The sequence below is a fragment of the Blastococcus sp. SYSU DS0552 genome (genome assembly GCF_054050815.1).
The window spans coordinates 185,751-208,716 of record NZ_JBJHAB010000006.1 but is presented as its reverse complement, the minus strand read 5'-3'; the positions used below and the strand labels follow the sequence as shown (position 1 = coordinate 208,716).

The 22,966-nt window shown below is 72.0% G+C and carries 20 protein-coding genes and 1 pseudogene; 11 read left to right on the top strand and 10 right to left on the bottom strand.

Annotated elements, in window-relative coordinates; all coding sequences use genetic code 11:
- Nucleotides 1-3: 3 nt before the first annotated feature.
- The 4 genes from ACI8AG_RS08415 to ACI8AG_RS08400 all read right to left on the bottom strand — a co-directional run bounded on the left by ACI8AG_RS08415 (nt 4) and on the right by ACI8AG_RS08400 (nt 5,432).
- Complete coding sequence (locus tag ACI8AG_RS08415; RefSeq protein WP_456596664.1) at nt 4-1,488, bottom strand: ATP-binding protein; 1,485 nt, start codon at nt 1,486-1,488, stop codon at nt 4-6.
- Between the two features lie 222 nt (nt 1,489-1,710).
- Complete coding sequence (gene dcm, locus ACI8AG_RS08410; RefSeq protein WP_456596663.1) at nt 1,711-3,723, bottom strand: DNA (cytosine-5-)-methyltransferase; 2,013 nt, start codon at nt 3,721-3,723, stop codon at nt 1,711-1,713.
- Complete coding sequence (locus ACI8AG_RS08405) at nt 3,720-5,000, bottom strand: ATP-binding protein (RefSeq protein ID WP_456596662.1); 1,281 nt, start codon at nt 4,998-5,000, stop codon at nt 3,720-3,722. The genes dcm and ACI8AG_RS08405 overlap by 4 nt, the downstream gene beginning before the upstream one ends.
- 48 nt (nt 5,001-5,048) lie before the next feature.
- Nucleotides 5,049-5,432, bottom strand: a complete 384-nt coding sequence (locus ACI8AG_RS08400; protein ID WP_456596697.1) for a very short patch repair endonuclease — start codon at nt 5,430-5,432, stop codon at nt 5,049-5,051.
- A 350-nt stretch (nt 5,433-5,782) separates the two neighbouring features.
- Between ACI8AG_RS08400 and ACI8AG_RS08395 the strand changes: the two genes are divergently transcribed.
- The 4 genes and pseudogenes from ACI8AG_RS08395 to ACI8AG_RS08380 all read left to right on the top strand — a co-directional run bounded on the left by ACI8AG_RS08395 (nt 5,783) and on the right by ACI8AG_RS08380 (nt 7,337).
- Nucleotides 5,783-6,118, top strand: a complete 336-nt coding sequence (locus ACI8AG_RS08395; RefSeq protein ID WP_456596661.1) for a DUF1330 domain-containing protein — start codon at nt 5,783-5,785, stop codon at nt 6,116-6,118.
- Between the two features lie 20 nt (nt 6,119-6,138).
- Nucleotides 6,139-6,681 carry an AarF/UbiB family protein gene (locus tag ACI8AG_RS08390; RefSeq protein ID WP_456596660.1) on the top strand — a complete coding sequence of 181 codons (543 nt, stop codon included), beginning with the start codon at nt 6,139-6,141 and terminating at the stop codon, nt 6,679-6,681.
- A gap of 70 nt (nt 6,682-6,751) precedes the next feature.
- A pseudogene (locus ACI8AG_RS08385) lies at nt 6,752-7,111 on the top strand (AarF/UbiB family protein); the annotation flags it as partial.
- The gene (locus tag ACI8AG_RS08380; RefSeq protein ID WP_456596659.1) at nt 7,065-7,337 is read left to right on the top strand and encodes a hypothetical protein; all 273 of its coding nucleotides are present in this window, start codon (nt 7,065-7,067) and stop codon (nt 7,335-7,337) included. The pseudogene ACI8AG_RS08385 and the gene ACI8AG_RS08380, both read left to right, overlap by 47 nt.
- A 114-nt stretch (nt 7,338-7,451) precedes the next feature.
- On the opposite strand, the gene ACI8AG_RS08375 is transcribed toward ACI8AG_RS08380, so the two are convergent.
- Both ACI8AG_RS08375 and ACI8AG_RS08370 read right to left on the bottom strand, forming a co-directional pair.
- The gene (locus ACI8AG_RS08375) at nt 7,452-8,198 is read right to left on the bottom strand and encodes an enoyl-CoA hydratase/isomerase family protein (RefSeq protein ID WP_456596658.1); all 747 of its coding nucleotides are present in this window, start codon (nt 8,196-8,198) and stop codon (nt 7,452-7,454) included.
- A gap of 104 nt (nt 8,199-8,302) precedes the next feature.
- A complete protein-coding gene (locus ACI8AG_RS08370) occupies nt 8,303-11,584 on the bottom strand; it encodes a TM0106 family RecB-like putative nuclease (protein ID WP_456596657.1) in 3,282 nt (1,093 codons plus the stop codon).
- A gap of 283 nt (nt 11,585-11,867) precedes the next feature.
- Between ACI8AG_RS08370 and ACI8AG_RS08365 the strand changes: the two genes are divergently transcribed.
- Together ACI8AG_RS08365 and ACI8AG_RS08360 are read left to right on the top strand one after the other, a co-directional pair.
- Nucleotides 11,868-12,089: a FitA-like ribbon-helix-helix domain-containing protein gene (locus ACI8AG_RS08365; RefSeq protein WP_456596656.1), complete on the top strand. Its 222-nt coding sequence runs from the start codon at nt 11,868-11,870 to the stop codon at nt 12,087-12,089.
- Nucleotides 12,086-12,469 carry a type II toxin-antitoxin system VapC family toxin gene (locus tag ACI8AG_RS08360; protein ID WP_456586032.1) on the top strand — a complete coding sequence of 128 codons (384 nt, stop codon included), beginning with the start codon at nt 12,086-12,088 and terminating at the stop codon, nt 12,467-12,469. Before ACI8AG_RS08365 ends, ACI8AG_RS08360 begins: the two co-directional genes overlap by 4 nt.
- 183 nt (nt 12,470-12,652) lie before the next feature.
- Here the strand turns inward: ACI8AG_RS08360 and ACI8AG_RS08355 are convergent, their stop codons facing one another.
- A complete protein-coding gene (locus tag ACI8AG_RS08355) occupies nt 12,653-13,195 on the bottom strand; it encodes a GIY-YIG nuclease family protein (protein ID WP_456596655.1) in 543 nt (180 codons plus the stop codon).
- Nucleotides 13,196-13,366: 171 nt separating this feature from the next.
- Between ACI8AG_RS08355 and ACI8AG_RS08350 the strand changes: the two genes are divergently transcribed.
- From ACI8AG_RS08350 to ACI8AG_RS08340, 3 genes are all read left to right on the top strand, one after another.
- The gene (locus ACI8AG_RS08350) at nt 13,367-14,026 is read left to right on the top strand and encodes a hypothetical protein (protein WP_456596654.1); all 660 of its coding nucleotides are present in this window, start codon (nt 13,367-13,369) and stop codon (nt 14,024-14,026) included.
- 189 nt (nt 14,027-14,215) lie between these two features.
- On the top strand, nt 14,216-14,839 hold the full coding sequence (locus ACI8AG_RS08345) for a hypothetical protein (protein WP_456596653.1): 624 nt from the start codon (nt 14,216-14,218) through the stop codon (nt 14,837-14,839).
- 113 nt (nt 14,840-14,952) lie between these two features.
- Entirely contained in the window at nt 14,953-15,981 is a 1,029-nt protein-coding gene (locus tag ACI8AG_RS08340) for a patatin-like phospholipase family protein (RefSeq protein WP_456596652.1), read from the top strand.
- 172 nt (nt 15,982-16,153) lie between these two features.
- Here the strand turns inward: ACI8AG_RS08340 and ACI8AG_RS08335 are convergent, their stop codons facing one another.
- Nucleotides 16,154-16,837 (bottom strand): response regulator, encoded by a 684-nt coding sequence (locus ACI8AG_RS08335; protein ID WP_456596651.1) that lies wholly within the window; start codon nt 16,835-16,837, stop codon nt 16,154-16,156.
- Nucleotides 16,834-18,099: a histidine kinase gene (locus tag ACI8AG_RS08330; RefSeq protein WP_456596650.1), complete on the bottom strand. Its 1,266-nt coding sequence runs from the start codon at nt 18,097-18,099 to the stop codon at nt 16,834-16,836. The genes ACI8AG_RS08335 and ACI8AG_RS08330 overlap by 4 nt, the downstream gene beginning before the upstream one ends.
- 167 nt (nt 18,100-18,266) lie before the next feature.
- Here ACI8AG_RS08330 and ACI8AG_RS08325 point away from each other — a divergent pair, with 167 nt between their 5' ends.
- Together ACI8AG_RS08325 and ACI8AG_RS08320 are read left to right on the top strand one after the other, a co-directional pair.
- A complete protein-coding gene (locus ACI8AG_RS08325) occupies nt 18,267-19,130 on the top strand; it encodes an alpha/beta hydrolase (RefSeq protein ID WP_456596649.1) in 864 nt (287 codons plus the stop codon).
- Complete coding sequence (locus tag ACI8AG_RS08320; protein WP_456596648.1) at nt 19,127-20,122, top strand: alpha/beta-hydrolase family protein; 996 nt, start codon at nt 19,127-19,129, stop codon at nt 20,120-20,122. The genes ACI8AG_RS08325 and ACI8AG_RS08320 overlap by 4 nt, the downstream gene beginning before the upstream one ends.
- 73 nt (nt 20,123-20,195) lie before the next feature.
- On the opposite strand, the gene ACI8AG_RS08315 is transcribed toward ACI8AG_RS08320, so the two are convergent.
- Nucleotides 20,196-22,922 carry a S8 family serine peptidase gene (locus ACI8AG_RS08315; RefSeq protein ID WP_456596647.1) on the bottom strand — a complete coding sequence of 909 codons (2,727 nt, stop codon included), beginning with the start codon at nt 22,920-22,922 and terminating at the stop codon, nt 20,196-20,198.
- Nucleotides 22,923-22,966: the final 44 nt, after the last annotated feature.

Below are 22,966 nucleotides of genomic sequence, written 5' to 3'. Positions count from 1 at the left end.
GAATCATGCTGGGTTTGTTCCGCTCAGCAGAGACGCAAGAGCGGGGTACTCACTGAACGGCGGCATGCGGGTCACTCGCGCGAGGGCCTCCGCCGCGGCCACGCGGCGGTTAAGGAGCACTTCGAGCATGCGTGACGCCATATCGAGGACATCGTCTGGGACCACGTCGTCGCCGAGTGCTGAGGGGCGAGCGCTGGCCTCGGGCGTGGCGCGGATCAGTCCAACTGGGAGCGTGGACTCGATCATGGTGAAGAGCGCGTTCAGGTCACTGCGCGCGGTGGGATTCCGCTCGATCAGCTCGCGGACTAAGGCGTGCTCGCGGTTGATTACGAACCGAGTCTGCCCGAACTGGCTAAGGGTCTTCCACGTGAAGTCCTCAGACGTCGTCTGCCGGTCGCGCACAACCCGCCCCCGGTGACTGATTACGGCGCCGGCTCTCTCGCGAGTCGCCTTGCCCACTCTGGTGAGGTGTCTCACGAGCGCGGCTGGAGGCGTCGCGCTCGACTTCTTGACGTCCAGTCCCCACTCGAGGTCCTGCTCTGGGGGCAGATCAACGGCGATTCGGGCGAGAACGTGCTTCTCATCCTTACGGAAGCCGCCAAGCTTCAGCCAGTCGCCGGCCACGATCAAGCGGTCTCGCCGATACACGTAGAAGCCCTGTTGGTCCAGCCATCCTCGGGGTCCGCCTCCTTGGAGGTGTTCCTCGTCTGTCAGGCGGCTGCGGTGCGGAAGGACGAATCCTTGAACTGCGACTCCCGGGAGCGGCCTTTCTAGCGGCAGTTCCTCGACGAACTTGTGTCCCGCAAGAAATGGGTCCCATGCGACCACGGGCCTGCCGTTGAGCGTCATCGAGAGCTTTGACGAGCGCTTGCTCAGATAACGAGCGAACACCATCCCGAGATGCCGTTCGATCCTCTCAACCAGCCCGTGGAATTCCTTCTTTGCCCAGTCGTCGCCAGGGCGACTGTCGGGAGCAACGAGCCGGGTGAGCCGCCTCCACAGAACAACCGTTCCGGCCCCCTCGACCGCTGCCGTCAGTTGGTCAAGGACAGACGCCGCCGAGGGCGGGCAGCCCCTCATCAGCTCCCAGTCGCCGACGGCCAAGACGTGGTCCACGTCCCAGGTCCTGATCGACCAGGGCCCCGGGTCGGTGCGAGACGCGACAATCAGCTGGCGAGCTTGTGAGAAAGACGCAGTCTTGAGCCCCATGCCGAAGCGGCCTAAGTCCTCCCGGCTGCGGTCGTCCAAGCCTCGACCGCCGACGGTAAGCCCCTTGACGAGCGCAGGCTCGTCCATCCCGTCGCCGTCGTCGACGATGGCGGCCCAAGACTCGTCGGCACCCTCCCATCGGAACTCGACACGGATGCGCTGGGCCTTGGCGGCGATGCTGTTGTCGACGAGGTCAGCTACAGCGGCTTCGGGTGTATACCCAAGCGATGCGAGCGATTGGATGGTCCCAGCGGGGTCAGGCCTAACCACTTCGAACATCGCCTCGGAGGACGACTCGGGATGCCCTGTCCGGCCTGCCGTCTTAGTGAGTCGCGCCATAGCTGTGGCAGCGTAACCCGCAGCGACTCGGAACAGCGACGTTCTGAAGGCGGGTCGCTCCGAAGAGTCACGCCAGTTCTAGAAGCCGGCGAAACATCCGGCGCTTACAGCGCGCTCAGGCTGCTGACGGCCGTGCGAACCCAGTTCGCGGTCTCGTCGGACCTAGAACAGCATCGAAGCGCGGCGTTCGTCCGCTCTTGAGCTTGCGCAGGCGCCTTGAATCGGACAGATGTCGCAGAGCGGCTCCACAGGGCGACACACGCTGGCGGCCACCTCAATCAAAGCGAGGTGGGCAGCGCGCGCCTCGCTACCGCCACCGATGAGACGGGCAACGGCCAAACGGCCGTCGGTCAGTCGGTTCTTCCGGTCGACGTTCTCACCCGTGACTCTGGCCGCCACACGTAGAACGCCCTTGGTCGAGAGGACGGGTTCCTCTGAGTCGTCGACGCCCGCCACTGGCACGATCAGTGCCGCCAACTCCCGTACGGCAGATGAGACGTGCGGAATCGCACCCGAGGCGTCCTCTGTCTCCTCCAGGGCGCCCGGGTGCTCGACGAGCCAGTCAGCAAGCTCGAGTAGTTGCGTTGCCCGTGCGCTACGCCCGATGAGCGTGCCCATCTCGCGAAGCAGCTCATCGTTGTCCTGCGTCTGCTCTGGCGTTCCCCACGCAGCCAGGACTGGCCACACCAGCTTGATCACGTCCGCTGTCGCGCGGTCGAGTAACAACTCGGCTGACACCACCTGCCACCTCGTTGAAGCCTTGAGCCATGGGACGCTCCGAGGCTCGACGTCCCGGAACCATCCCTGCAGCATCGCGGCAATTTCTCGGGTTGGTGGACCCGCCTTCTCCCCGCCGTCCAGCGCTGCGAGGATAGCGTTCCCCAGGTTCTCCGCGAGCAGTGGCGGAACCGCATTTCCGATCTGCTTGAACGCCGCGGACGGCGGTCCTGCAAATCGGTACCAATCCGGGAAGGTCTGCAGTCGGGCGGCCTCTCTGACGGTAATCGTGCGACTCTGACGCGGATGGATATACCAGTATCCATCTTTGGCGATGTGTGCGGTGATAGTTCGGGAAAGGTCGTTTTCGTCGAGACGCTTATACTTGTCGTCGAAGATGTCGTCCCGGTAGCGCTTCATCTCCGCCGGCAGATCGGAGTATCGCGTGTTCGAGTCCATAAGATCGAACGCGCGCGCGTCGTCCTCGCGCACGGGCCGAGTGATGTGATCGTAGAGTTTCGAACGCTCACTGGGCTTGACACCCGCACGCATGTTCTTCTGGAACGTCGTCAGCGGACCGTCATAGTCGGCCCAGCCGTGCTCCCCGCCTTCAGGACGCCAACCGCCGTCCACCTCCGGCAGGTCACCGATTGCATTCCAGACGGACACGCGCTCAGCCGACTCCCTCGGCCACTCAAACCGGAGACCGCCACGGAGCGCGACCAGAATGAGGCGTTGGCGAAACTGGGGCACGCCGTAGCGCCACGTGTCGACAATTCGCTCCTCGACGCTGTATTCGAGTGCCTCCAGCTCTTCCACCATTGCGCGCAGGATGAACATCTCGCGATCCAAGGCCATGTCCGGAACGTTCTCCATTAGAACGGCCGGCGGCTGGACCAGCTGGATGACCTCTAGGAACGATCGCCACAGATCACGGCGCTGATCATGGGGGTCGCGAAGCCCGTTGCGCACGCGATGGCGGATGCCGGACCGGCCTGCCTTAGAAAACGGCTGACAGGGAGGCCCGCCGGCAATGACATCTACCTTGATCTCCGACAGCATGTCAGCCAACTCTTCAACGCGATCGACATGCGAAAGATCCCAGTCGACACTCATGCCCGCAAAGTGATGACCATGCGTCTCGACCGCCTCCGAATAGTGGTCGACCGCTACGACAGTCGTAAAGCCGGCGCGCTCGAGCCCAAGGCTGATCCCCCCCGCACCACTGAACAGGTCCGCCGCCAACCGGATGTTCGGGTTGTCCGCGCGAAGTCGCCCTACCAGGTCGACCAGCTCGGCGCGCGAGGATGCTCGATCAGGGTTCGAGGGCAGCCTCAGGAAGGGCCCGCGCACCAACTTGACCCCGTAGGGAGCCCTCGGGGATGTCGTCGGAGCTCCCGCGACGTGCGTTTCGAAGGTCTCGGTGGGAGCGGTGAACATCTTCTCAAGTTCTGTCATGACGACGCGAACCCAAGGGCGCGCCAAACATCTGGGGCGACGTCCTTCAGGCGGCTCGCTATCCGTTTGAACGCGTCATACTCGCCGGCTTGCAGGGCCGCCGACCTCAGAGCCAACCCGGCCATGGCGGGAAGCTCTCCCGCAGCGGCTGCTTCGGCCCGATCCGCGGGCGACCGTCGCGCCGAATGCTCCCGGTAAACCTGGTTGGCCACGATGCAAAGATCGTTGACGGGGCGCTCCAGCAGCTGCTTTAACTGGACCGGTACGGACACTCGCATCTTTGCGACATTGATTTGAAACAGGTCGTCGAGTTCAGTGTCGAAGTCAAGCGACGCGCGACCCAGCTTTGTGTGCTCATCGATTCCCCGGATCCCAGCCCAGCCGCCCCACTGAACTAGCCGGTTCGCGCGATACACATAAAGACCCTGCTGGCGGTTCCACTTCAGCGGTCCCGACATCGCCTCGAACTTCGCGAGAGAACTGAACTGCTCCTTCGCCGGAAGAACGTAGCGATTCAGCGTGACGGTACCGACTCGCTCGCCCGCCGCTAGTTCGAACGTTTGGCGCCCCAAGCTCTTAGTGTGCTCCTCGTTACGAGCAAAGGGGTCCCAAGGTGCCAGCTTCTCGCCGTTCACGAGAATCGTGAGATCTCGAACAGTGGCTCCCTCGAGGAAGCGATGGAAGACCATTGATAGGTGATCCGCCGTCTTCTTCGCCAGACTCTCAAGGCGCCGCTTCGCCCAGCCGCCATCTGGGTTCCGCTCGGGCAGCACGCGGTCGAGATTTCTCCATACAACGACGGTCCCTTGACTATCCCCGAGGAGTGCCCGCGCCGGTGCGGTCCTTTTCTTATCGGGCGCCGTAATGAGCCAGTCGTCCCACTCGATGATCGTGTCAAGGTCGAGTTCTCGGGCGGCGACAGGACCGTTCGCGATGCGACGGCTAACAACCATCACGCTGCGGCACTGTGACAAGGAAGCGGTCTTCAGCCCCAACCCATACCGGCCCAAGTCGCCTTGCTCGTAGCTACGCCTACTTCCAAAGCGGAGCGCCTCAACGAGGCCGTTCGGACTCAGGCCTGACCCGTCGTCAGCGATGGCGACCGTGGACGCCGAGCCGTCGAACTGTATGACGACCTCGATGCGCTCGGCGCCGGCCATCACGCTGTTGTCCACGAGGTCCGCGACAGCGGATGGGAAGTCGTACCCGATGTCGCGCAGCGACTCCGTCAGTCGTGCTGCGGAAGGAGCTACGGACCGGTGTCGGCTGGATGGCACACATACTCCTTGTCGCTACCTACGGGTCCAGGCTCTCACATCTGCGGCTCAGGCTCTCGGTGGCTCGCCCAGTAGCGCTCGCCACGTCGCCTCGATGCGATCACACGCCTCGCCGACAACTTCATGCTCCCAGACCCGTACGACAGTCCATCCGCGGTCCACAAGCTCCCGGTCCTGCCGCCGGTCGCGGACAACGTTCGCCTCGAGCTTGGCCGCCCACCACGACGCGTTGTTCTTGGGGGCTGTCCCGTGCTCTGGGCAGCAATGCCAGAAGCAGCCATCCACGAAGACCGCCAGACGAGCCCGTGTGAAAACGATGTCCGGTCGACCGGTAAGCCCTGGGTAATGCGTCCTGAACCGGAGCCCGCGACGGTGCAACTCTCGACGCAGGGCCAGCTCCGGTCCTGTGTCACGTCGTGGCATGCGCTGCATCTGCCGGGTGACCTTGAGGTCTCGTGGCATCGGTCGCTCATTCATGTGGCCACGCAGCAGGGACTCGAGGATGCCGCACCCCGTAGCCGAGGCACGAGGCGCGGCTGCAGTCGCTCGTCATCGCCTCCTCAGCTTCCCCGACGCGCCCGCGCCCCGCACTGGTATCGCGAGGCGGGAGCCTTGAAGGATTCCGCAAGCACGCCATGCACCTGCGTGAGCAGTTCACCCAGGGGATGGGCGCCCGCATCACCGACATCGCCGAGATGGACCTCGCCGTGGCCCACCTGCGGGTCCCGGAAGCAGTCTCACGTAACGTCGCTACCCGAGGAGGACCGCCAGTAGCGTGACACATGGCGATCGACCCCCGCGGCGCGGACCTGAAGCGCTACCTCCAGGAGGACCCCGGCGGTCCCGTGGTCAAGAATCTGCTCCGCTTCGCCGAGGACGGTCGCGAGTCTCGCGACGCCAAGGCCCTCCCCGAGACCTTGCTCCCCCGCTACGGCGGCGAGGTCCTCCACGCGGGGGACGGCGGCACCCCGCTCGTCGCCGAGGAGGGCCAGGACTGGGACGCCGTCCTGCTGGTCCGCTATCCCTCCCGCGAGGCGTTCAGCCGCATGGTCGCCGACCCGGGGTACCAGGAGGTCCCCCACGTGCGCACCCAGACGCTCACCGAGGCCGTGCTCTAGCCGACCACCCCCTGGTAGCAATGCTCGACCGGGACGAGGGGACGCCGGCGCGAGGCCGCCTCGCCCGGACGGTCCGTCTCGCCGCGCTGCCGGCCGCCTATGCCGGCCGCACCGCGCTCGGCCTCGGCAAGCGCTTTGGTGGCCGCCCCGCGGAACTCGTTGCCGAGCAGGTCAAGCAGCGCACCGCCGTGCAGCTGTTCGCCACCCTCGGCCATCTCAAGGGCGGTGCCATGAAGATGGGCCAGGCGCTCTCCGCCTTGGAGTCCGCACTGCCCGAGCAGCTGGCCGGCCCCTACCGCGAGACGCTGGTCAAGCTGCAGGAGGCGGCGCCGTCCATGCCGGCCGCCCGCGTCCACGAGCAACTCGAAGCGTCGTTCGGTCCGCGGTGGCGGGAGCGATTCCGCGATTTCGACGACCGGCCCGCCGCGGCCGCCAGCACAGGGCAGGTCCACCGCGCCACCTGGTCCGACGGCCGCCGGTGGCCGTCAAGGTCCAGCACCCGGGCGCCGCCGAGGCGCTGGTCGCCGACCTCGGCATGCTCCAGGGACTCTCGCCGGTGGTGAAGGCCGCAGTCCCCGCCTCGACGTCCGTCAGCTCTTCGCCGAGTTCCGCGGACGGTTCGTCGAGGAGGTCGACTACGCCCGCGAAGCAGAGGCCCAGACCGCGTTCGCCGAGGCGTACCGCGGCGACCCCGACGTCCTCGTGCCCGAGGTACTGGCCGTCGAGGGCGAGGTGCTCGTCACCCGGTGGATCGACCGCACTTCCCTGTCCCGCGTCATCGCCTCCAGCGCCCAAGAGGACCGCGACCGCTGCGGCGAGGTCCTCGTGCGCCTGTTCACCTCCGGCCCCTCACGGGCTCATCGGCGCACGGGGACCCGCACCCCGGCAACTTCCGGCTCATGGACGACGGCCGGCTCGGCGTCCTCGACTCGGGTCGAACCAGACCATGCCGCAGGGCTGGCCGGCCCGGCTGGGACCCCCGCTCGCCGCTGAGCGGGACGGCGACGCCGCGCAACTGCACCGCATCGCCGCCTCGGCCCACCTGCTGCGCCCGGACGACGTCACGCCCGCGGCCCTGCTGACGCTCCTCGACCCCTTCCTGCAGCCGCTGCGCAGTGAGCGAAAGACGTTCACGCGCGGCTGGTTGCAGGAACAGATTCGGCGAGCCTCCGAGCCTCCGACCCCCTCGGCGGCGCCCAACGCACCCAGCGGAGGCTGACGATCCCGCCCGGCACCTGCTACTGCAGCGGGGGGCCGCCGAGCTGGTCGGCGTCCTCTGCTCGCTGAACGCCACCGTCGCGGTGGACGGCGAACTGCGGCGGTGGCTGCCCGGCTACTGAGCCGAGCGGCGCATCGACCACATCTGGGCCGGGCGCTCCGACTGCATGGCGACGTCCCACGGGATCGCGCCGGTCACGGCCTCCTTGCGGAAGTTGCTCACCGCGATGCGCGCCAGCTCCGGGTCGGCCGCAACGCGCGCCGCCAGCTCACGTGCTCGGTCCTCGACGGCGGCGTCGTCCGGCGCGTCCCAGGCCAGCCCGAGTTCCACGGCCTTCGCCCCGTTGATCTCCTCGCCGAACAGCGCCATCGCCGCCGCCGCCTCGCGGCCGATCAGCCGCGACAGGATCACGAAGTGCCCGCCACCGGGGTGCATGCCCCGCTTGAGGAAGCCGGCCAGCAGGCGCGCATCGCGGGCGATGATCCGCAGGTCGGTGGCCAGCAGCATGTTCATGCCGGCACCCACCGCCGAGCCTCGCACCGCCGCCACGGTGGGCACCTTCACCTGGCCGAGCCGGTAGAAAGAGTCGTAGATCTTGCCCATGCCCTCGTAGGCGTCGGGCGCCGCCGGGTCCTTGCCGGCCGAGGTCAGCGTCGCCACGTCGCCACCGGCGCAGAACGACTTGCCGACGCCGCGGATGACCAGCGCACCGACCTCCGGCTTGGCGTCGACCTCGTCGAACGTCGCGATCAGCTCGTCGGCCATTCCGGGCGTCAGCGCGTTGCGCCGGTCGGGCGCGTTGAGCGTCACGATCGCGACGCCGCCGTCCACCTCGAGCTGAACCTCACCGGTACCGGCCACGAGCCCACCTTCCTCACGTGCGGACCGGCCCCAGCGCCGACCCGCACATCACCTGACTGGCATCACACCACGGGCCCGCACGAGCCCGCGCACCGCGGTCGGGATCAGACGACGGTCGCCGACTCCACGAGCCGACACAGCGCGTTGACCCGCCGCAGCTGCTCCGGCGTGCGCACCGGCGCGTCGAGCAGCAGCGGGCTCAGCACCACGACGGCGAGCGCCTGTGCCCGCGACACCGCCACGTTCAGCCGGTTCAGGTCGTAGAGGAACGACACGCCCCGGGGTGCGTCATCCGCGCTGGTGCTGGTCATCGAGTAGAGGACCACCGGCGCCTCTTGGCCCTGGAACTTGTCCACGGTGCCGACCCGCGCCCCGTCCGGCAGCGCCGCCTTGATCAGCGCGACCTGGGCGTTGTACGGCGCCACGACGAGCACGTCCGCCGGCCCGATCGACACCTCCACCCCCAGGTGGTTCCGCCACGTCGAGCCCTGCACCGACCGCCACAGCCGCGCGACGGCGTCGGCCTCCTGCTGGCACTTGTCCGCCGCCGTCAGGACGTGGTCGACGAGGTGCACCCGCAGCCCGCTGCCGGCGAGGACCCCCTCCCCCAGCACCGCGACCCGCTCCCGGCCGGCCGCCGCCTCCAGCCGGCCCTCGTAGGCCAGGTCGGAGACGAACGCCGTCAACGACGGGTGCATCCGGTACGAGCGGTCGAGGAACACCCCGCGGTCGGCCGGGATGGTCGCGTGCCCGTCGAGCAGGTGCTCCAGCGCCGAGGCCCCGGAGCCGCCCGGGTGCACCGCCTGCGTCGGCTGCGCCAGCTGCTGCGGGTCACCCAGCAGCACCATCGACTTCGCGCCCCGCGCCACGGCGACGGCGTTGGCCAGCGAGAACTGCCCTGCCTCGTCGACCACGAGCACGTCCACGGCCTCGACCACATCGGCCCGGGTCCAGAACCACGCCGTCCCGCCGACCAGCCGCACGTCGCCGTCCGCCAGCGCGCGGGCGACGAAGGCGTTGTCCTTCGACCACGCCACCCCGTCCGCGCCGCAGTGCTGGTGCTCCTCGCATTTCTGCAGCGCCGGCCGCCCCACCGCCTTGAGCAGGTTGCCGATGACCGCGTGGGACGTCGCGGTGACGCCCACCTTCTTCCCCGCGTCCAGCAGCTCCCGGATCAGCGCCGCGGCGGCCGTCGTCTTCCCGCTCCCCGGCGGCCCCTGGATCGCCAGCACCTCGCCGTCCAGCGCCAGCCCGAGCCGCACGATCGCCTGGGTTGTCGTCTCGCCCTCGCGCAGCCGCGTTCCCGCGGGAACGCGGCGCTCAACCAGCGCCTGCCCCAGGCAGTCCCGGCCGGCCAGCACGTCGTCGCCGGTGTCCTGGATGGCGGCGCGCAGGCCCGCGGTGTTCAGCGGCCCGCCCGGACCCAGCCCCCGAGGGTGCGGCGGCTCCGCCGCGGTCGTCTTGAGGACGAGTCGACATGTCGCGATGTCGAGCTCCACCACCGTGCCGAGCCGCTTGGCGGTGTCCACGTCCAGCACGTCCCCACCGGCGGACACCTTCGTGTCCTGCACCGGGAACGCGTACTCGTACAGCTGGCTGCGCTTCTCCGATCCCACGTGCCGGACGAAGGACAGCCCGCCCAGCGCCGTCCCGTCCCGCTCCAGCTCCTCGGCGTCGAGGTCCTGCAGCCGGTAGACCTCCCACCACGCCGGCCGGTCCTCGCGGCGGTGCCACCCGACCAAGTCACCCAGCAGCTCGTGCCCGGCGTCGTGCAGCCGACCGGCCAGCTCCAGCTCGGCGGCCTGCGCCTGGGTCACCCTCGCGTCCGGCGCCACGACAGCAACCACCGGTCGGGGCAACGGACGGTGCAGCGCCTCCAGCTCGGCGCGCTGCTGCTCCAGCCAGTCGTGCAGCTCGCGGGTCGAGTCGACGTCGTCCTTGTTGTAGGCCTCGATGCCGTCCAGCCGCGCCTGGTCGCCGCCCTCCAGCCACGCCTCGTACTCCAGGACGCTGCCCAGCGCGCTGGCCACCGCGCCCTCGTGCGACCGCCCGTAGAACGCCTCGATCTTCTTGATCGAGTACGACTCCTTGCTGATCCGCATCGACTGCCGGACGACGGGATAGAGGTCGACGAACCGCTCCTCGCGCAGCAGCTGGTCCAGCTCCGCCTCCCGGACGCCGTAGCCGCCGGTCAGCTTCTTGAGCGCGGTCACCTCGTAGGGCGCGTAGTGGTAGACGTGCATCGCCGGGTCGGCCTGCGCCGCGGACACGATCCGGTCGACGAGGTCGGCGACCAGCTGCTTCTCCGCCGGGCGGTCGTGCGCCCACAGCGCGGTGAACCCGCCGGAGCGGTCGCCGATGCCGGCGAGGTACTCGATGCCCGCACCGTCCTCGAACCAGGGGTCCCCCTCGAAGTCCAGGTACAGGTCGCCGGCGCTCGGCGGCGGCAGCCGGAGCAACCCGAGTCCCTCAACCGGGTCGAGCAGCGTCCGCGACGACTCCCCCGTCGTCCGCTCCTTCAACTGCTCGGCCGCCTGCTGCTGCAGCCGGGTGCGTGCGTCGGTGCCGATGCCAGAAGCCTTCAGCTGCTCCGGTGACGCGGTGGCCAGCGCCGCCAGCGTCGGGATGCCCACCGCCCGGAGCAGATCGCGGTGGTCGCCGCGCATGCCCGCGACCAGGCCGAGGTCGTCGGCCGTCCGCAGTTCGCCATCGCAGCGCGACGCCCACCGGCACTGGTCGCAGTAGGCGACCGGCGCGGGAATGGTGGCAGGCGGCGCGGCGACGAAGGCCTCCAGCCGGGCCCGGGCGCGGCGGGCGTACGCGGCGACGTCGACCAGCCGCCACGGCCGCGACTCGCCGTCCCCGGTGACGACGGAGATCCGCTCCGGTGCCACGCCCTGCAGCACGGTGAGCCGTTCGGCGTAGGTGGCCATCTGCAGCAGCGCGGCGACCTTCAGCTTGCGGGCGAGCTTGGTGTCGGCGATCTCGTACGACCAGTCGCCGAAGAGCGACGGCACCTCGACCCGGAGCAGGAAGTCGGCCTGCCCGCCCCAGGCGCCGTCGAAGAAGGTCCCCTGGTAGACGACGTCCACGCCGCTGCGCATCGCCTCGACCGTCGCGGCCTCGGCCTGCCGGCGGCCGTCGGCACCGGAGGCGGCCGCGATCTCGGTGACCGTCCGACCGGCCGCGACCAGCGACGCCAGGTACATCCGCTCGTGCTCCAGCCCGCGGTCGAAGACGAACTGCACCTCCTCCGACGTCGGAGCGTCCGGCGCGGCCCACTCCCCCGCGGCCACGCCGAGATCCAGCCGGGTCAGGTGCCGGCACTCCTGGTGGTGCGTCAGATCGGTCGGGCTGAGCACCAGCCGTCCGTCGAGTCGCTGCATCGCCCCGTGCCTCCCCGTGTCCCCGTCGCCGGCAGCCTGCCGGACGCCCCCGGCTCAGCGAAGGAGTAACGGACGCCACCGACACGAAAGCCGCGCTCCCGCCCCGGCAGACCCAGCCGTCACCCGGACGGACGACGCGGAGTCCCGGCGGCCCCGGACCTCCCGGCCGTCTGTTCGCCCGACGCACCGCGCCCCGAACTCCGCGGACTGCTGCCCGCCGCAACGCCCGGCCAGCCTCGAGTGAGGCTTGCATCCTGCAAGCAGGTTGCTAGCATTCTGCGACGTGAAGACGCTCTACCTCCGCAACGTCCCGGACGACGTGGTGGAACGCCTGGAGCGCCTCGCTGCGCGGAGCGGTCTCTCCGTCAGCGCTCTCGCGATACGTGAACTGGCCGAGGCCTCGCGTCGAGCGGACAACCCCTCGCTGCTCGGCGAGCTGCCGGACCTGGACGTCGACCCGGCCACGATCGTCGAGGGCGTGCAGTCCGGACGCGCCGCCCGGTGATCGTGGTCGACGCCTCGGCCGCACTCTCGGCACTGCTCAACGCCGGACCGGCTCGGGAACTGATGGCCGGCGAGCAGCTCCACGTCCCCCATCTCATCGACTCCGAGATCGTCAACGGGATGCGTCGACAGGTCGCCACCGGGGCGGTGACCGACGAACGGGCATGGGCGGCGTTGGACACCTGGCGCCGACTCGGCGTGGTCCGCCATCCGGTGGCCCCGCTGCTGGAGCGCATCTGGCAGCTCAGGGACAACATGTCGGCGTACGACGCGTCCTACGTGACCCTCGCCGAGGCCCTCGGCTGCGCCGTCGTCACCGCCGATGCCCGGCTCAGCCGGGCCCCGGGTTCACGGTGTCCGATCACCGTCGTCCCCCGTTAGCTGTTCCCGGTCAGGACGGCGGTGCGTCGGCCTGATCGTGGCGCGCGCCGTCGCCGTCGTCCGCGTGGCCTCGACGATGCCGCCACAGGCACGGCCCCGCGCGCGAACCCGTTGACACCGCACTGCATCCGGAGAGGCGCCGGCCGCTCGATGCACCCACCCGGGTGACCGCCTGCCGCCGGCTCAGCTCGGGCCTTGACGTGCCGCCGTCCGCCATCGCCGCCGAGCATCGCGAACGTGGCGGTACAGCGGGTGCCCCGCGTTGGCCGACTGGTTGAGCGGCGGCGTCAGCTCGTCGATCACCCGCGCCTCCACTGTCCAGGGCTCCTCGTGCACCGCCCAGGTGAGAGCCAGGTGCTCCTGCATCCAGGCGTTCAGCTCCAGCTCGTCCTCGGGCACCAGCAGGGGGCGGTCGGTGAAGTGACTCCGCCACCCCTGCTGCTCGTGGAGCAGGGAGGCAAGTGATCGGCGCAACGTCGACTGCCCCGTCGTCCCGCGGATGTGGTTGCCGACGACTCTGCTCCGCAAGGTCGCCCGGGACGACGGACTGCTGCGGGCGAGGCCGACGTACACGAGTTCGTGCTGGCCGTCGGGATGCCCCGGACCGCTGACACCCGGCAGCGCGCCGGGAATCGACCACCAGGCGTAGAGGCCCGGCTCGGTCGGCACCGCATCCAGCGCCTGCTCGACGGGGACGACGTCGCCGCGTAGGTCGACGGCGCTCATACCGCTGCCGCCGATTCCGCTGCCGCACGTAGGGCCTGGGCCATCCCCTCCGTGGGCACCGCACACATCTGCACGCGCGCAGACTTCCACGCTTGCGCTGTTCCGAGCGGCACAGGCCGATCCGACGGCGGGATACGGCAGTTCGTCACCGCTAGCCGTCATGCTCCCGCCATGACGACAGCGGCTGAGGACACGACCCGGCTCGTCGACCACATCCAGGCGGAGATCCCGAGGCCGTGGACACCCTGGCCGGGAGGTCGACCCGGTGAGGTGGAGGCGGCCCTCATCGACGCCGTCCTGTCGATCCGAGCCACCTACGGCCGCGCGGCCGACGAGCGCAGGCAGGCTTCCGGTATCCCCCGTCGGATCACGCTGTACCGCGCGGGCAACGACGGGGTCCTCGACGACCTCGAGCGGCTCGCCAAGGCCGACCCTGTCGCGCTCGCCACGCTGCTGGACAACCAGCAGCTGACTGCGCAGCGCACGAAGGCAAGCGCCATGGTGGAGGCGGCCCGCAACCTCGTCGCGATCGGCGTCCGCCACGCCGAGCAGGTAGATGCAGAAGACCCGGCGCAGGCGCGGGCCTGGGCGAGCGTCACCGGACTCGGACCGGTGACCTGGAAGTACTTCGCGATGCTGCTCGGCGCACCGGGTGTGAAGGCCGACACCTGGATCATCCGATTCGTCAGCGCCGCCGTCGGTCGCATGGTGGACGCCAAGACAGCGGAGCAGTTGGTCAAGGCGGCTGCGGTCTGCCTGGAGGTCTCGCCGACCGAGCTGGACCACGCGATCTGGGCGCACGCCCGGAGGAAGAGAAAGCGCTCCGCCTGAGCGCGCCGTCCCTTCTCCATGGGAGCCAGCCCGCCATCAGCGCCGCCCGCTCGGTACCGATGCCGTCCATCTGACATCGCCACGGACGCCGGCCGCGCGCCAACCCGTTGACAGCGCCGGGCAGCCGAGCACGATGACTCGCGCGGCGACGTCGCCGGGCGCCGCGCCTGTCCGCGGAAGGAAGTGCGCATGTACGCCCGCAGCACCACGATCACCGCCGACCCGAACCGCCTGGACGCCGGCATCGCCGACGTCCGCGACACCGTCATGCCCGCCGTGGGCGACATGGAGGGCTACGTAGGGCTGTCGATGCTGTGCGACCGGAGCTCCGGCCGCTGCATCGTCACCACCGCCTGGGAGACCGAGGAGGCGATGGCCGCGACCCGCGAGGCGGTCCAGCGGATGCGCGAGCAGGCGACGGACGAGCTGGGCGCCGAGAAGCCCGAGGTGCGGGAGTGGGAGATCGTGGCGATGCACCGGCTGCACCCCGCGGGCGAGAAATCCTGCGCCCGGGTCACCTGGTCCCGCGTCGACCCGACCACCCTCGACAAGGTCCTCCACGTCTTCCGCTCCGACCTCGTCCCGCGGATGGACGAGATGCCCGGCTTCTGCAGCCTCAGCCTGATGCTCGACCGGCAGACCGGCGACAACGCGCTCACCGCCGTCTACGCCGACCGCCGCTCCATGGAGGCCTCCCGCCAGCGGGCCACGTACATCCGCGACGAGTTCCGCCGCGGGCTGCGCATGTCGGCCACCGACGTCGCCGAGTTCGACCTCGTGCTGCACCACCTGCGCGTCCCCGAACTGGTCTGAGAGCCCCGGTAGCCCGAAAGCACGCCCGTCCGGACATGCCGCCGCGCCCAGGCTCCCCGCGGGGCTCGTCCTGACCGCAGCGCCGACCAGGCGCGACGCCCCTACGGTGAGGCATGACCTCGCCGCGCCCCCTGCCGGCCGACCTGGTGCTCGAGGGCGGCGGCGTCAAGGGCATCGCGCTCACGGGCGCCGCCGTCGAGCTGCTGGGCCGGTACCGGTTCGAGCGGGTGGCCGGCTCCTCGGCGGGCGCCGTGCTGGCCGCGTTCCTCGCCGCCGGGCTCTCCGCCGACGGGATCCGGGCGGCAGAGGCCCGACTGGAGTATGACCGCATCCCGGACTCCTGGGCGCCGGTGCCGCTGCTGGCGCCGGCGGCGGGGCTGCTGCTCCGGTCGGGGCTGCACCCGGGCCGCTACATCACCGAGTGGGTGCGCCGGGAGCTGGCCGACCTCGGCGTCGTGACCTTCGGGGACCTGCGCCGCGAGGACCCCGGCGACGACCCCGCGCTGGAGCCGTGGCAGCGCTACCGGCTGGTGGTGACGGCGACCGACGTCACCCGGGGCCGGCTGCTGCGGCTGCCGTGGGACTACCGCGAGTTCGGCCTGGATCCCGACCGCCAGCCGGTGGCCGACGCCGTCCGTGCGTCCCTGGCGATCCCCTACTTCTTCGCGCCCCGGAGCCTGCGGGACCCGCGCACCGGGCGGAGGTCGACCCTGGTGGACGGCGGGGTGCTGTCCAACTTCCCGATCGAGATCTTCGACCGCACCGACGCCGCCACGCCCCGCTGGCCGACCTTCGGCGTGGGGGTGGGCGACACGCTCGCCGACGAGGACGTCTCGGTGTTCGGCGTCCGGCACCTGCCGCCCCCGCTGCGGCTGCTGGACTCCCTGGTCGCCACCACGGTCACCGGCCGGGACCGCACCTACCTGGCCTCCCCCTGCGTCCGCCGCCGCGCCTTCTCGATCGGCACCGTCGGCACCGGGCTCACCGAGTTCGACATCGACCCGGCCGAGCGGGCCCGGCTGGTCGCGGCCGGCGAGCGGGCCGCCCGCGGGTTCCTGGCCGGCTGGGACTGGGAGGCCTACCTGCGCGACTGCCGCGGCGTCGACCTCCCCCCGGAACCGTCCCGGCCGACGCCGGCGTAGCGGGCCGCGGACACCGGCAGGCGAGCCAGGGCGGGGACGCGTCACCGTCGATCAGGTCGGACCGACCGCCGGTAGCGGCGCACGGTCCGCTGGTGATCCACCACCTGCGCGTTCCCGAGATGGGCCTGAGGACGGCGGCCGGCGCGACCACCGAGCGCGCGCCGGCCCGAGGTCACCCGCCCGGACGGACCAGCCCGGTCTCGTAGGCGAGCACCACGGCCTGGGCCCGGTCGCGCAGGCCGAGCTTGGCGAAGACCCGGCTCACGTGCGTCTTCGCCGTCTGCTCGACGACGAACAGCGCCTCGGCGATCTCCCGGTTCGACAGGCCCCGGCCCACCAGCGCCAGCACCTCGGTCTCCCGCGGCGTCAGCGCCTCCAGCTGCGCCGGCCGCCGGTCGTTCCCGGGCGCGGGTCCCGTGGCGAGGTAGTGCGCGATCAGCCGGCGCGTCACCTCGGGCGCCAGCAGCGACTCCCCCGCCGCCACCACCCGCACGGCGTGCAGCAGCTCCGCGGCCGGCGCGTGCTTGAGCAGGAAGCCGCTCGCCCCCGCTCGCAGCGCCGCGTAGACGTAGTCGTCGAGGTCGAAGGTGGTCAGCACCAGCACGCGCGGCGCCGGGTCCAGCGCACCCCCGAGCAGGGCGCGGGTCGCCTCGATGCCGTCCAGCCGGGGCATCCGCACGTCCATGAGCACGATGTCCGGACCGTGCCCCCGAGCGGTCAGCTCGGTCGTCAGCTCCACGCCGGCCTGCCCGTCGCCGGCGGTGCCGAGCACCTCGATGTCCGGCTGGGCGGCCAGCAGCGCGGCGAACCCATCCCGCACCATCGACTGGTCGTCGACGACGAGCACCCCGATCACGCGTCCACCCCCGCGGCCAGCGGCAGCTCGGCGACGAGGCGGAAGCCGCCGTCGGCCGTCGGGCCCGCCTCCACCGTGCCGCCGTGCACCGCCGCGCGCTCCCGCATGCCGGGCAGACCGCTCCCCCCGCCCGACGCGACCGGCGTCGCCGCTCCCCGGCCGTTGACCACCTCTATCCGCAGCACCCCGCCTTCCCCGGCGACGCGCACCCGCACGGGCGCACCCGGCGCGTGCTGGGCGGCGTTGGCCAGCGCCTGCTGGACGATCCGGTACGCCGACAGCCCCAGCGCCGCGGGCGCCTCCGGCAGGTGCAGCTCCCACTGCAGCTCGGCGCCGGCGGCCCGCGCCGCGCGCAGCAGCTCCTCGAGGTCACCCAGGCCGGGCTGGGGCGCCCGCTCGGCGCCGTCGTCGGAGCGCAGCACACCGAGCAGATTCTGCATCTCCGCCAGCGACTGCCGCGCCGCGCTCGCCACCTCGGCGAACTCGGTGCGCACCGACGGGGTCACCTCGTCCAGCCGATACGGCGCGGTCTCGGCGCGGACGGCGATGAGCGACATGTGGTGGGCGACCACGTCGTGCATCTCCCGGGCGATGCGCGCCCGCTCGGCCAGCGCACCCTGCCGCGCCAGCGCCTCCTCGGCCCGCTCCTGCTCGCCGGCCAGCGCGGCGCGGGCCCGCTGCCGGGCCCCGAGCGCCCCGCCCAGCACCAGCGGGATCGCCACCCCCACCAGCGCCGTCGACCACGACCCGGCGTCCACCGCCTCCGCGTCGATGATCCCGAACAGGAGCAGCGCGACCACCGAGACCAGGGCGACGCCGAGTAGCGCGCGGCCGCGGGCGGCCCACGCGGCGAGCAGCAGCACCGGCAGCCAGAACAGCCAGTGCCAGACCTCGACCACCGGCAGCCGCTCCGGCGGCGCCGGGACGAGCAACCGCAGGACGACGAGCCAGCAGGTGACGGCCAGCCACCCGTCGAGCGGACGGCGGGGCGCGACGGCGAGCCCGAGGGCCGCCGGCAGCAGGTAGAGGAAGGCCACCCCGCCGAGCAGCCCGCCGCGTTCGTTGAGCACCGCGCTCGAGACCGCGATGGCCACGACCAGCCCGTACAGGCCGAACAGCACCGCACCGACCGTGCCCGCCCGCGGGAGCCTCGACCACGGCGCCGACCACGCCGGCTGCTCCGGCCGGACCGCCGCGAGCACCGCCGACCACGCGCCGGAGGCGCCGGTGGCGGTCATGCGGCGCAGGGTGGTCGGCTTCATCGCGCTGCGAGCCTAGCCACGGAGAACGCCCTCCCGCGTCCCTCCGGAAGGGCAGGTGCGCCCCCTACCGGAGTAGCACGCACCGCCGGCGTCGGACGCCGGTAGCGCGCCAGGACGGCTCCGCAGCGTGACGACGGCGCTCCTTCGCGAAGCTTCGATCGGACGGCATGCGCATCCCGCTGTTCGCCCTCCTCGTCGGGCTGTTGTCCCTGGTCGGCAGCCTGTCGCTGCTCGCCCAGCCGCGGGCCTCCTCCGGTGGGTCCCCGGTCGGCCTCGACCGCCGCTGCGCCGACGAGCTGTCCGCTCGCCTCACCGCCGGTTCCGACGCCGCGGTGCGCGTGCTCGGCTGCGACCCGGCCGGCCGCGGACGTGCGGTGGTCGCGCTCGGCGACCCGGCCACGGCGGACTCCGTCGCGGTGCTCGTGCCCGGCGCCGACACCGATCTGGCCACCCTGCACGACCCCGCCGATCCGCTGCGCCGGCCGTGGGGGTGGGCCCGGTCGCTGGCATCGGCCGCCGGCCCGCGAACCGCCGTCGTCCTGTGGGTCGGCTACGAGTCACCGCGGGGCCCGGGCGTCGACGCGGCGACCGGCCGGCTGGCGCGGGGGGCCGCGCCGGCTCTGGTCGACGCCGTCGCGGAACTCCGGTTTCGGTCGGGGACGGCGCCGCACGTCACGGTGATCGGGCACAGCTACGGCGCCGTCATCGTCGCGCTGGCGGCATCGGAGCTGGCCGCCGACGACGTGGTGCTGCTCGCGAGCCCGGGCGCGCGGGCGCGCGACGTCACCGGGCTGCGCACGTCCGCGCGGGTGTTCGCGGCGCGCGGCGCCGAGGACTGGATCCGGTTCGTGCCGCACCTGGCGGTCGGCGACCTCGGGCACGGTACGGACCCGGCGGCACCGGAGTTCGGGGCGCGGCTGATCCCGGCCGACGACGTCCGGCGGCACGACGGCTACTTCCACCCGGGCTCGGCGGTGCTCGCCGCGATCGCCGCCGTGGTGACCGGGGCACGGGACGGGGCGACGGCGTGAGGCGGCATCCCGTGGCGACGGTGGTCGCCACCTCGGCCGGCATCGTCTGCGTCGTCACCCCGTGGATGCTGGAACCGCCGCTGTGGGTGCGGCTGCTGGCCGGCCTGCTGACCGCCGCGACGTGGTGGTGCGCGGCACGGCTGGTGGGAGCCGTCGTCGCGGGGGTGCGGAACGTGCTCCACGGGCGGGCCCGGTCGGCCGGCCTGGCGGTGGGCATGGCGGCGGTGCTCGTGGTGGCCGGGTGCGGGGCAGCGCCCCCGCCCGCACCTGCCGCGGCGCCCGCCTGGGTGCCGGTCGTCGCGTCGGCGCCCGACGTGCCGGCCGGAACACCCGTCCGCGTGCGGATCGACCTGGCCGACGCGCCGACCGACGAGACGCGGGCCCGGCTGGCCGTCGAGGAGCTGATCGGCGCCGGCGGGCTGACGCGCACGACGGTCGTGATCGCCGTCCCCACGGGATCGGGCTGGGTGGACGAGGACGCGATCGCCGCGGTGGAGGAGCTGACCGGCGGGGACCTCGCGACCGCGACCGTGCAGTACGCGCAGCGCCCGAGCTGGGTGGAGTACCTGCTCGGCACCGACCGGGCGGAGAGGTCGGCGACGGCCCTCCTGGATGCGGTCCGGGCCCAGCTGGCGACCCTGCCCGCCGGCGAGCGACCGCGGCTGCTGATCTTCGGGGAGAGCCTGGGTGCGACCGCCGCGGCCGCGGCGGTGACCGAGGTCGGCGGCGTCGACGGCTGCCTGCTGGCCGGGCGGCCGGGATCGGCGGGCTCGTCCCCGGTATCCAGGTGCACCGACGTCCGCAACGAGGACGACCCCATCCCGGAATGGCACCCCGGCCTGGTGCTGGCCCCGCGCGGTGACCTGCCGTGGCTGCCGGCGGTGACGTTCTGGCAGGTGACCGCCAGCCTCGTCACGGCCCTCGACCACCCGCCCGGCGCCGGGCACCGCTACGGCATGAGCCTGGCCGACGACTGGGCTCGGATGCTGTGACGCCGAGGACCGGCACCGGAAACGCGGCAGCCCCGCCACGACCGGAGTCGTCGCGGGGCTGCCCTCGCTCACCTCAGATGCTCAACCCGCCGCAACCGCTGCTGCAGTCGACGGTCCAGATCGAGCGGGCCAGCGCGCTGAACCGGGCGGACGGCAGGAGCCGCTCCCCGCGCGGGCCGCGGACCGTGCCGTCGGACCCACCGGCCGGCGGGGTGCCGCCCGGTGCGGCCACCCCCGGCTCGGTGCCCGGGGCCGACGGTGCGGGCGCCGTCGGGCTGGGCGCCGTCGGGCTGGGCGCCGTCGGGGCCGGCGCCGTCGGGGCCGGCGACGAGGTCGCCGTCACCAGGGTCAGCCCGCCGCCGAGCACCGTCGACGAGCGGTCCGGCGCGAAGACGTGGACGTCGTAGACGCCCGCCACCAGCTTCGGCGACTCGAAGACGATCTCCGTGCCGCTGAGGCCGACGATCCGCACCGCCGTGCTGCTCCCCACGCGCACCAGCACCCCGGACTGGAAGCCCGAACCGCTGATCCGCACCCGGGTGCCACCGGACGCGCTCACCACCGACGGCGAGATCGAGGTGATGCGGTACGCCCCCACCGACGGGTACTGCTTCTCCCCGCCCGTGGCCGGCTGCGGTGCCGCCGGCGCAGGAGCAGGAGCCGAGGGAGCCGGCGATGACGGAGCAGGGGCCGACGGTGCCGGGGCCGAGGGGGCCGGCGACGACGGCGTCTCGCTGCCGGGACGCGGCGTGGTCGGCGCAGTGCCGCCGCCGTCCGGGGTCCGGCCGCCGTCCACCACGGGCGACGACGGGGCGGGGGCCGGCGTCGGCGAGGTCCCCGGCGCAGGAGCCGAACCACCGGGCGCCGGTGCGCCGACGGACGGAGCCGGTGCCGACGGCGCCGGAGCACCCGGAAGAGACGGCGCCGGAGCGGTCGGGTACGTGGGAGCCGGCGTCGGGGAGGTCCCCGGCGCGGGAGCCGAGCCACCGGGCGCCGGGCTGCCGACCGACGGCGCCGGCGTGCTCCCGCCGGACGGCGGAACCGGTGTCCCCGGGGACGGCTCGGGCGCCGGGTCGGCGCTGCGCTGCGCCTCCTCGCCGACCAGCAGCGGGGCGGCGTAGGCCATGCCGAGCGCCTCGCCGTCCTTGGCCAGCTGGACCACCAGCACGTACCGGCCGTCCTGCAGCTCGGTGCTCGGCGTCAGCACCAGCGAGCCCAGCCCCTCCCGGTTCCCCAGGGAGAAGCGGGCCTCGCCGGCGTCGTCGGTCGTCGCCGTCTGGCCGTTCAACGTGATCGCGTGCTGCGTCAGCGCCAGGACGTCGCCGCCGTGCTCCATGCCCAGCGAGATCCGCGCCTCGTAGGCACCGCCCGGCACCGAACCGCTGGCGACGACCTGCGGGGTCACCGTCCCGGCCATCGCGGTCATGTTCGTGAAGCGGTACCGCACCGGCGCCGCTGTCTCCCCGAACTTCGTCAGCGACAGCCGGCCGCCGGTCACCGACCTGCCGGCAAAGGCCGGCAGGGGCTCGACGTCGGCGAGCAGCCGCTGCACCACCTCGGGTGCGGACGCCTCGCGGTCCAGCCCCTTGTAGAGCGCTGCTGCCGCGGCCACCTGCGGCGCCGCGATCGAGGTGCCGCTCACGAGCTTGTACCAGCCGTCGGGCGTCGTGGAGAACACGAGCGTCCCGGGGGCGAACAGCTCCACCGTGCCCGCCCCGTAGGCGGAGAAGTCGCTGACCGTGTCGGCGGCCGTGCTGGCGCCCACGGTGATGACGTTGGGCCGGTTGATGCTCGCCGGGTACACCGGCGAGGTGTCGCGGTTGGCGCTGTCGTTGCCGGCCGCCACCACGACGACGACGCCCCTGCTGTTGGCGTAGTCGATCGCCTCGGTCAGGATCGCCGCGCCCCCGGGGCCGCCCCAGGAGGCGTTGATGACGTCGGCGCCGTTGTCCGCCGCGTAGCGGATCGCCTGCGCGCCGAGGTAGAGGTCGACGCTCCGCCCGGCGCCGATGACCAGCGGCATGATCGAGACGTCCGGCGCCACACCCGCGGTGCCCTGGCCGTTCCCGGCGCGGGCGCCGACGGCTCCGGCCACCGTGGTGCCGTGCGAGTTGTCCAGCCCGGCGTTCGTGACGTCGGCGGAGTTCGTGTAGAAGTTCCAGCCGTGGCAGTCGCCCGGCTTGCCGTTGGCGTCGGTGTCACCGGTGCCGCAGGGCTGATCGGGGTTGGTCCACAGCGCGCCCTGCAGGTCGGGGTGGCCGGCCGCGAACCCGCTGTCCAGGACGGCGACGGTGAGCCCCCGGCCGGTGCCGGCCCGCCAGCCCTCCGGCGCGGAGACGTCGGCCTCGGCCACCCCGCTCTGCCCGTGGAAGTTCGAGCCGGTGTTGCTGAGGTTCCAGCCGTAGGTGCTCCAGTACGGGTCGGAGACCGACTCGCCGAACACCTCGCCGGGCTCCGAGAGCTGCACCTGCGCGCCGGCCAGCAGGTCGGTGACGACGGAGGGAACGAGGTCCTTCCCGGCGACCAGCGCGGAGCCGTCGAACAGCGACTGCGCCGACGCGATCGCCGGGTGGGCGTCCAGCAGCGTCACCTGCTCGGCCGTGACCCCGCCGTCCAGCGTGACGACGAGGCGGGTGAGCCCGTCGCCGGCCGGGCCGAAGTCCTCGAGGACCGGCACCGCCGGTGCCGCGGAGGCGAGCGTGCCGATGGCGGCCGTGCCCCCGAATCCCAGTGCCGCGGCCGCCAGGACCGCGATCCCGCGGTACCCCCTGCCGGCCGATCGGCCTGCCGTGTCCCTCATGCGTCACCCGATCCGTCGTCGAGACCTCTTCCTGGAGGACCTCG

What these genes read in the sequence shown, in the direction of transcription:
- ACI8AG_RS08415 (WP_456596664.1), bottom strand. Translation starts at nt 1,488, where the DNA reads ATGTTCGAAGTGGTTAGGCCTGACCCCGCTGGGACCATCCAATCGCTC.
- dcm (WP_456596663.1), bottom strand. Translation starts at nt 3,723, where the DNA reads ATGACAGAACTTGAGAAGATGTTCACCGCTCCCACCGAGACCTTCGAA.
- ACI8AG_RS08400 (WP_456596697.1), bottom strand. Translation starts at nt 5,432, where the DNA reads ATGCAGCGCATGCCACGACGTGACACAGGACCGGAGCTGGCCCTGCGT.
- ACI8AG_RS08395 (WP_456596661.1), top strand. Translation starts at nt 5,783, where the DNA reads ATGGCGATCGACCCCCGCGGCGCGGACCTGAAGCGCTACCTCCAGGAG.
- ACI8AG_RS08390 (WP_456596660.1), top strand. Translation starts at nt 6,139, where the DNA reads ATGCTCGACCGGGACGAGGGGACGCCGGCGCGAGGCCGCCTCGCCCGG.
- ACI8AG_RS08380 (WP_456596659.1), top strand. Translation starts at nt 7,065, where the DNA reads ATGCCGCAGGGCTGGCCGGCCCGGCTGGGACCCCCGCTCGCCGCTGAG.
- ACI8AG_RS08370 (WP_456596657.1), bottom strand. Translation starts at nt 11,584, where the DNA reads ATGCAGCGACTCGACGGACGGCTGGTGCTCAGCCCGACCGATCTGACG.
- ACI8AG_RS08355 (WP_456596655.1), bottom strand. Translation starts at nt 13,195, where the DNA reads ATGAGCGCCGTCGACCTACGCGGCGACGTCGTCCCCGTCGAGCAGGCG.
- ACI8AG_RS08350 (WP_456596654.1), top strand. Translation starts at nt 13,367, where the DNA reads ATGACGACAGCGGCTGAGGACACGACCCGGCTCGTCGACCACATCCAG.
- ACI8AG_RS08345 (WP_456596653.1), top strand. Translation starts at nt 14,216, where the DNA reads ATGTACGCCCGCAGCACCACGATCACCGCCGACCCGAACCGCCTGGAC.
- ACI8AG_RS08340 (WP_456596652.1), top strand. Translation starts at nt 14,953, where the DNA reads ATGACCTCGCCGCGCCCCCTGCCGGCCGACCTGGTGCTCGAGGGCGGC.
- ACI8AG_RS08330 (WP_456596650.1), bottom strand. Translation starts at nt 18,099, where the DNA reads ATGAAGCCGACCACCCTGCGCCGCATGACCGCCACCGGCGCCTCCGGC.
- ACI8AG_RS08325 (WP_456596649.1), top strand. Translation starts at nt 18,267, where the DNA reads ATGCGCATCCCGCTGTTCGCCCTCCTCGTCGGGCTGTTGTCCCTGGTC.
- ACI8AG_RS08315 (WP_456596647.1), bottom strand. Translation starts at nt 22,922, where the DNA reads ATGAGGGACACGGCAGGCCGATCGGCCGGCAGGGGGTACCGCGGGATC.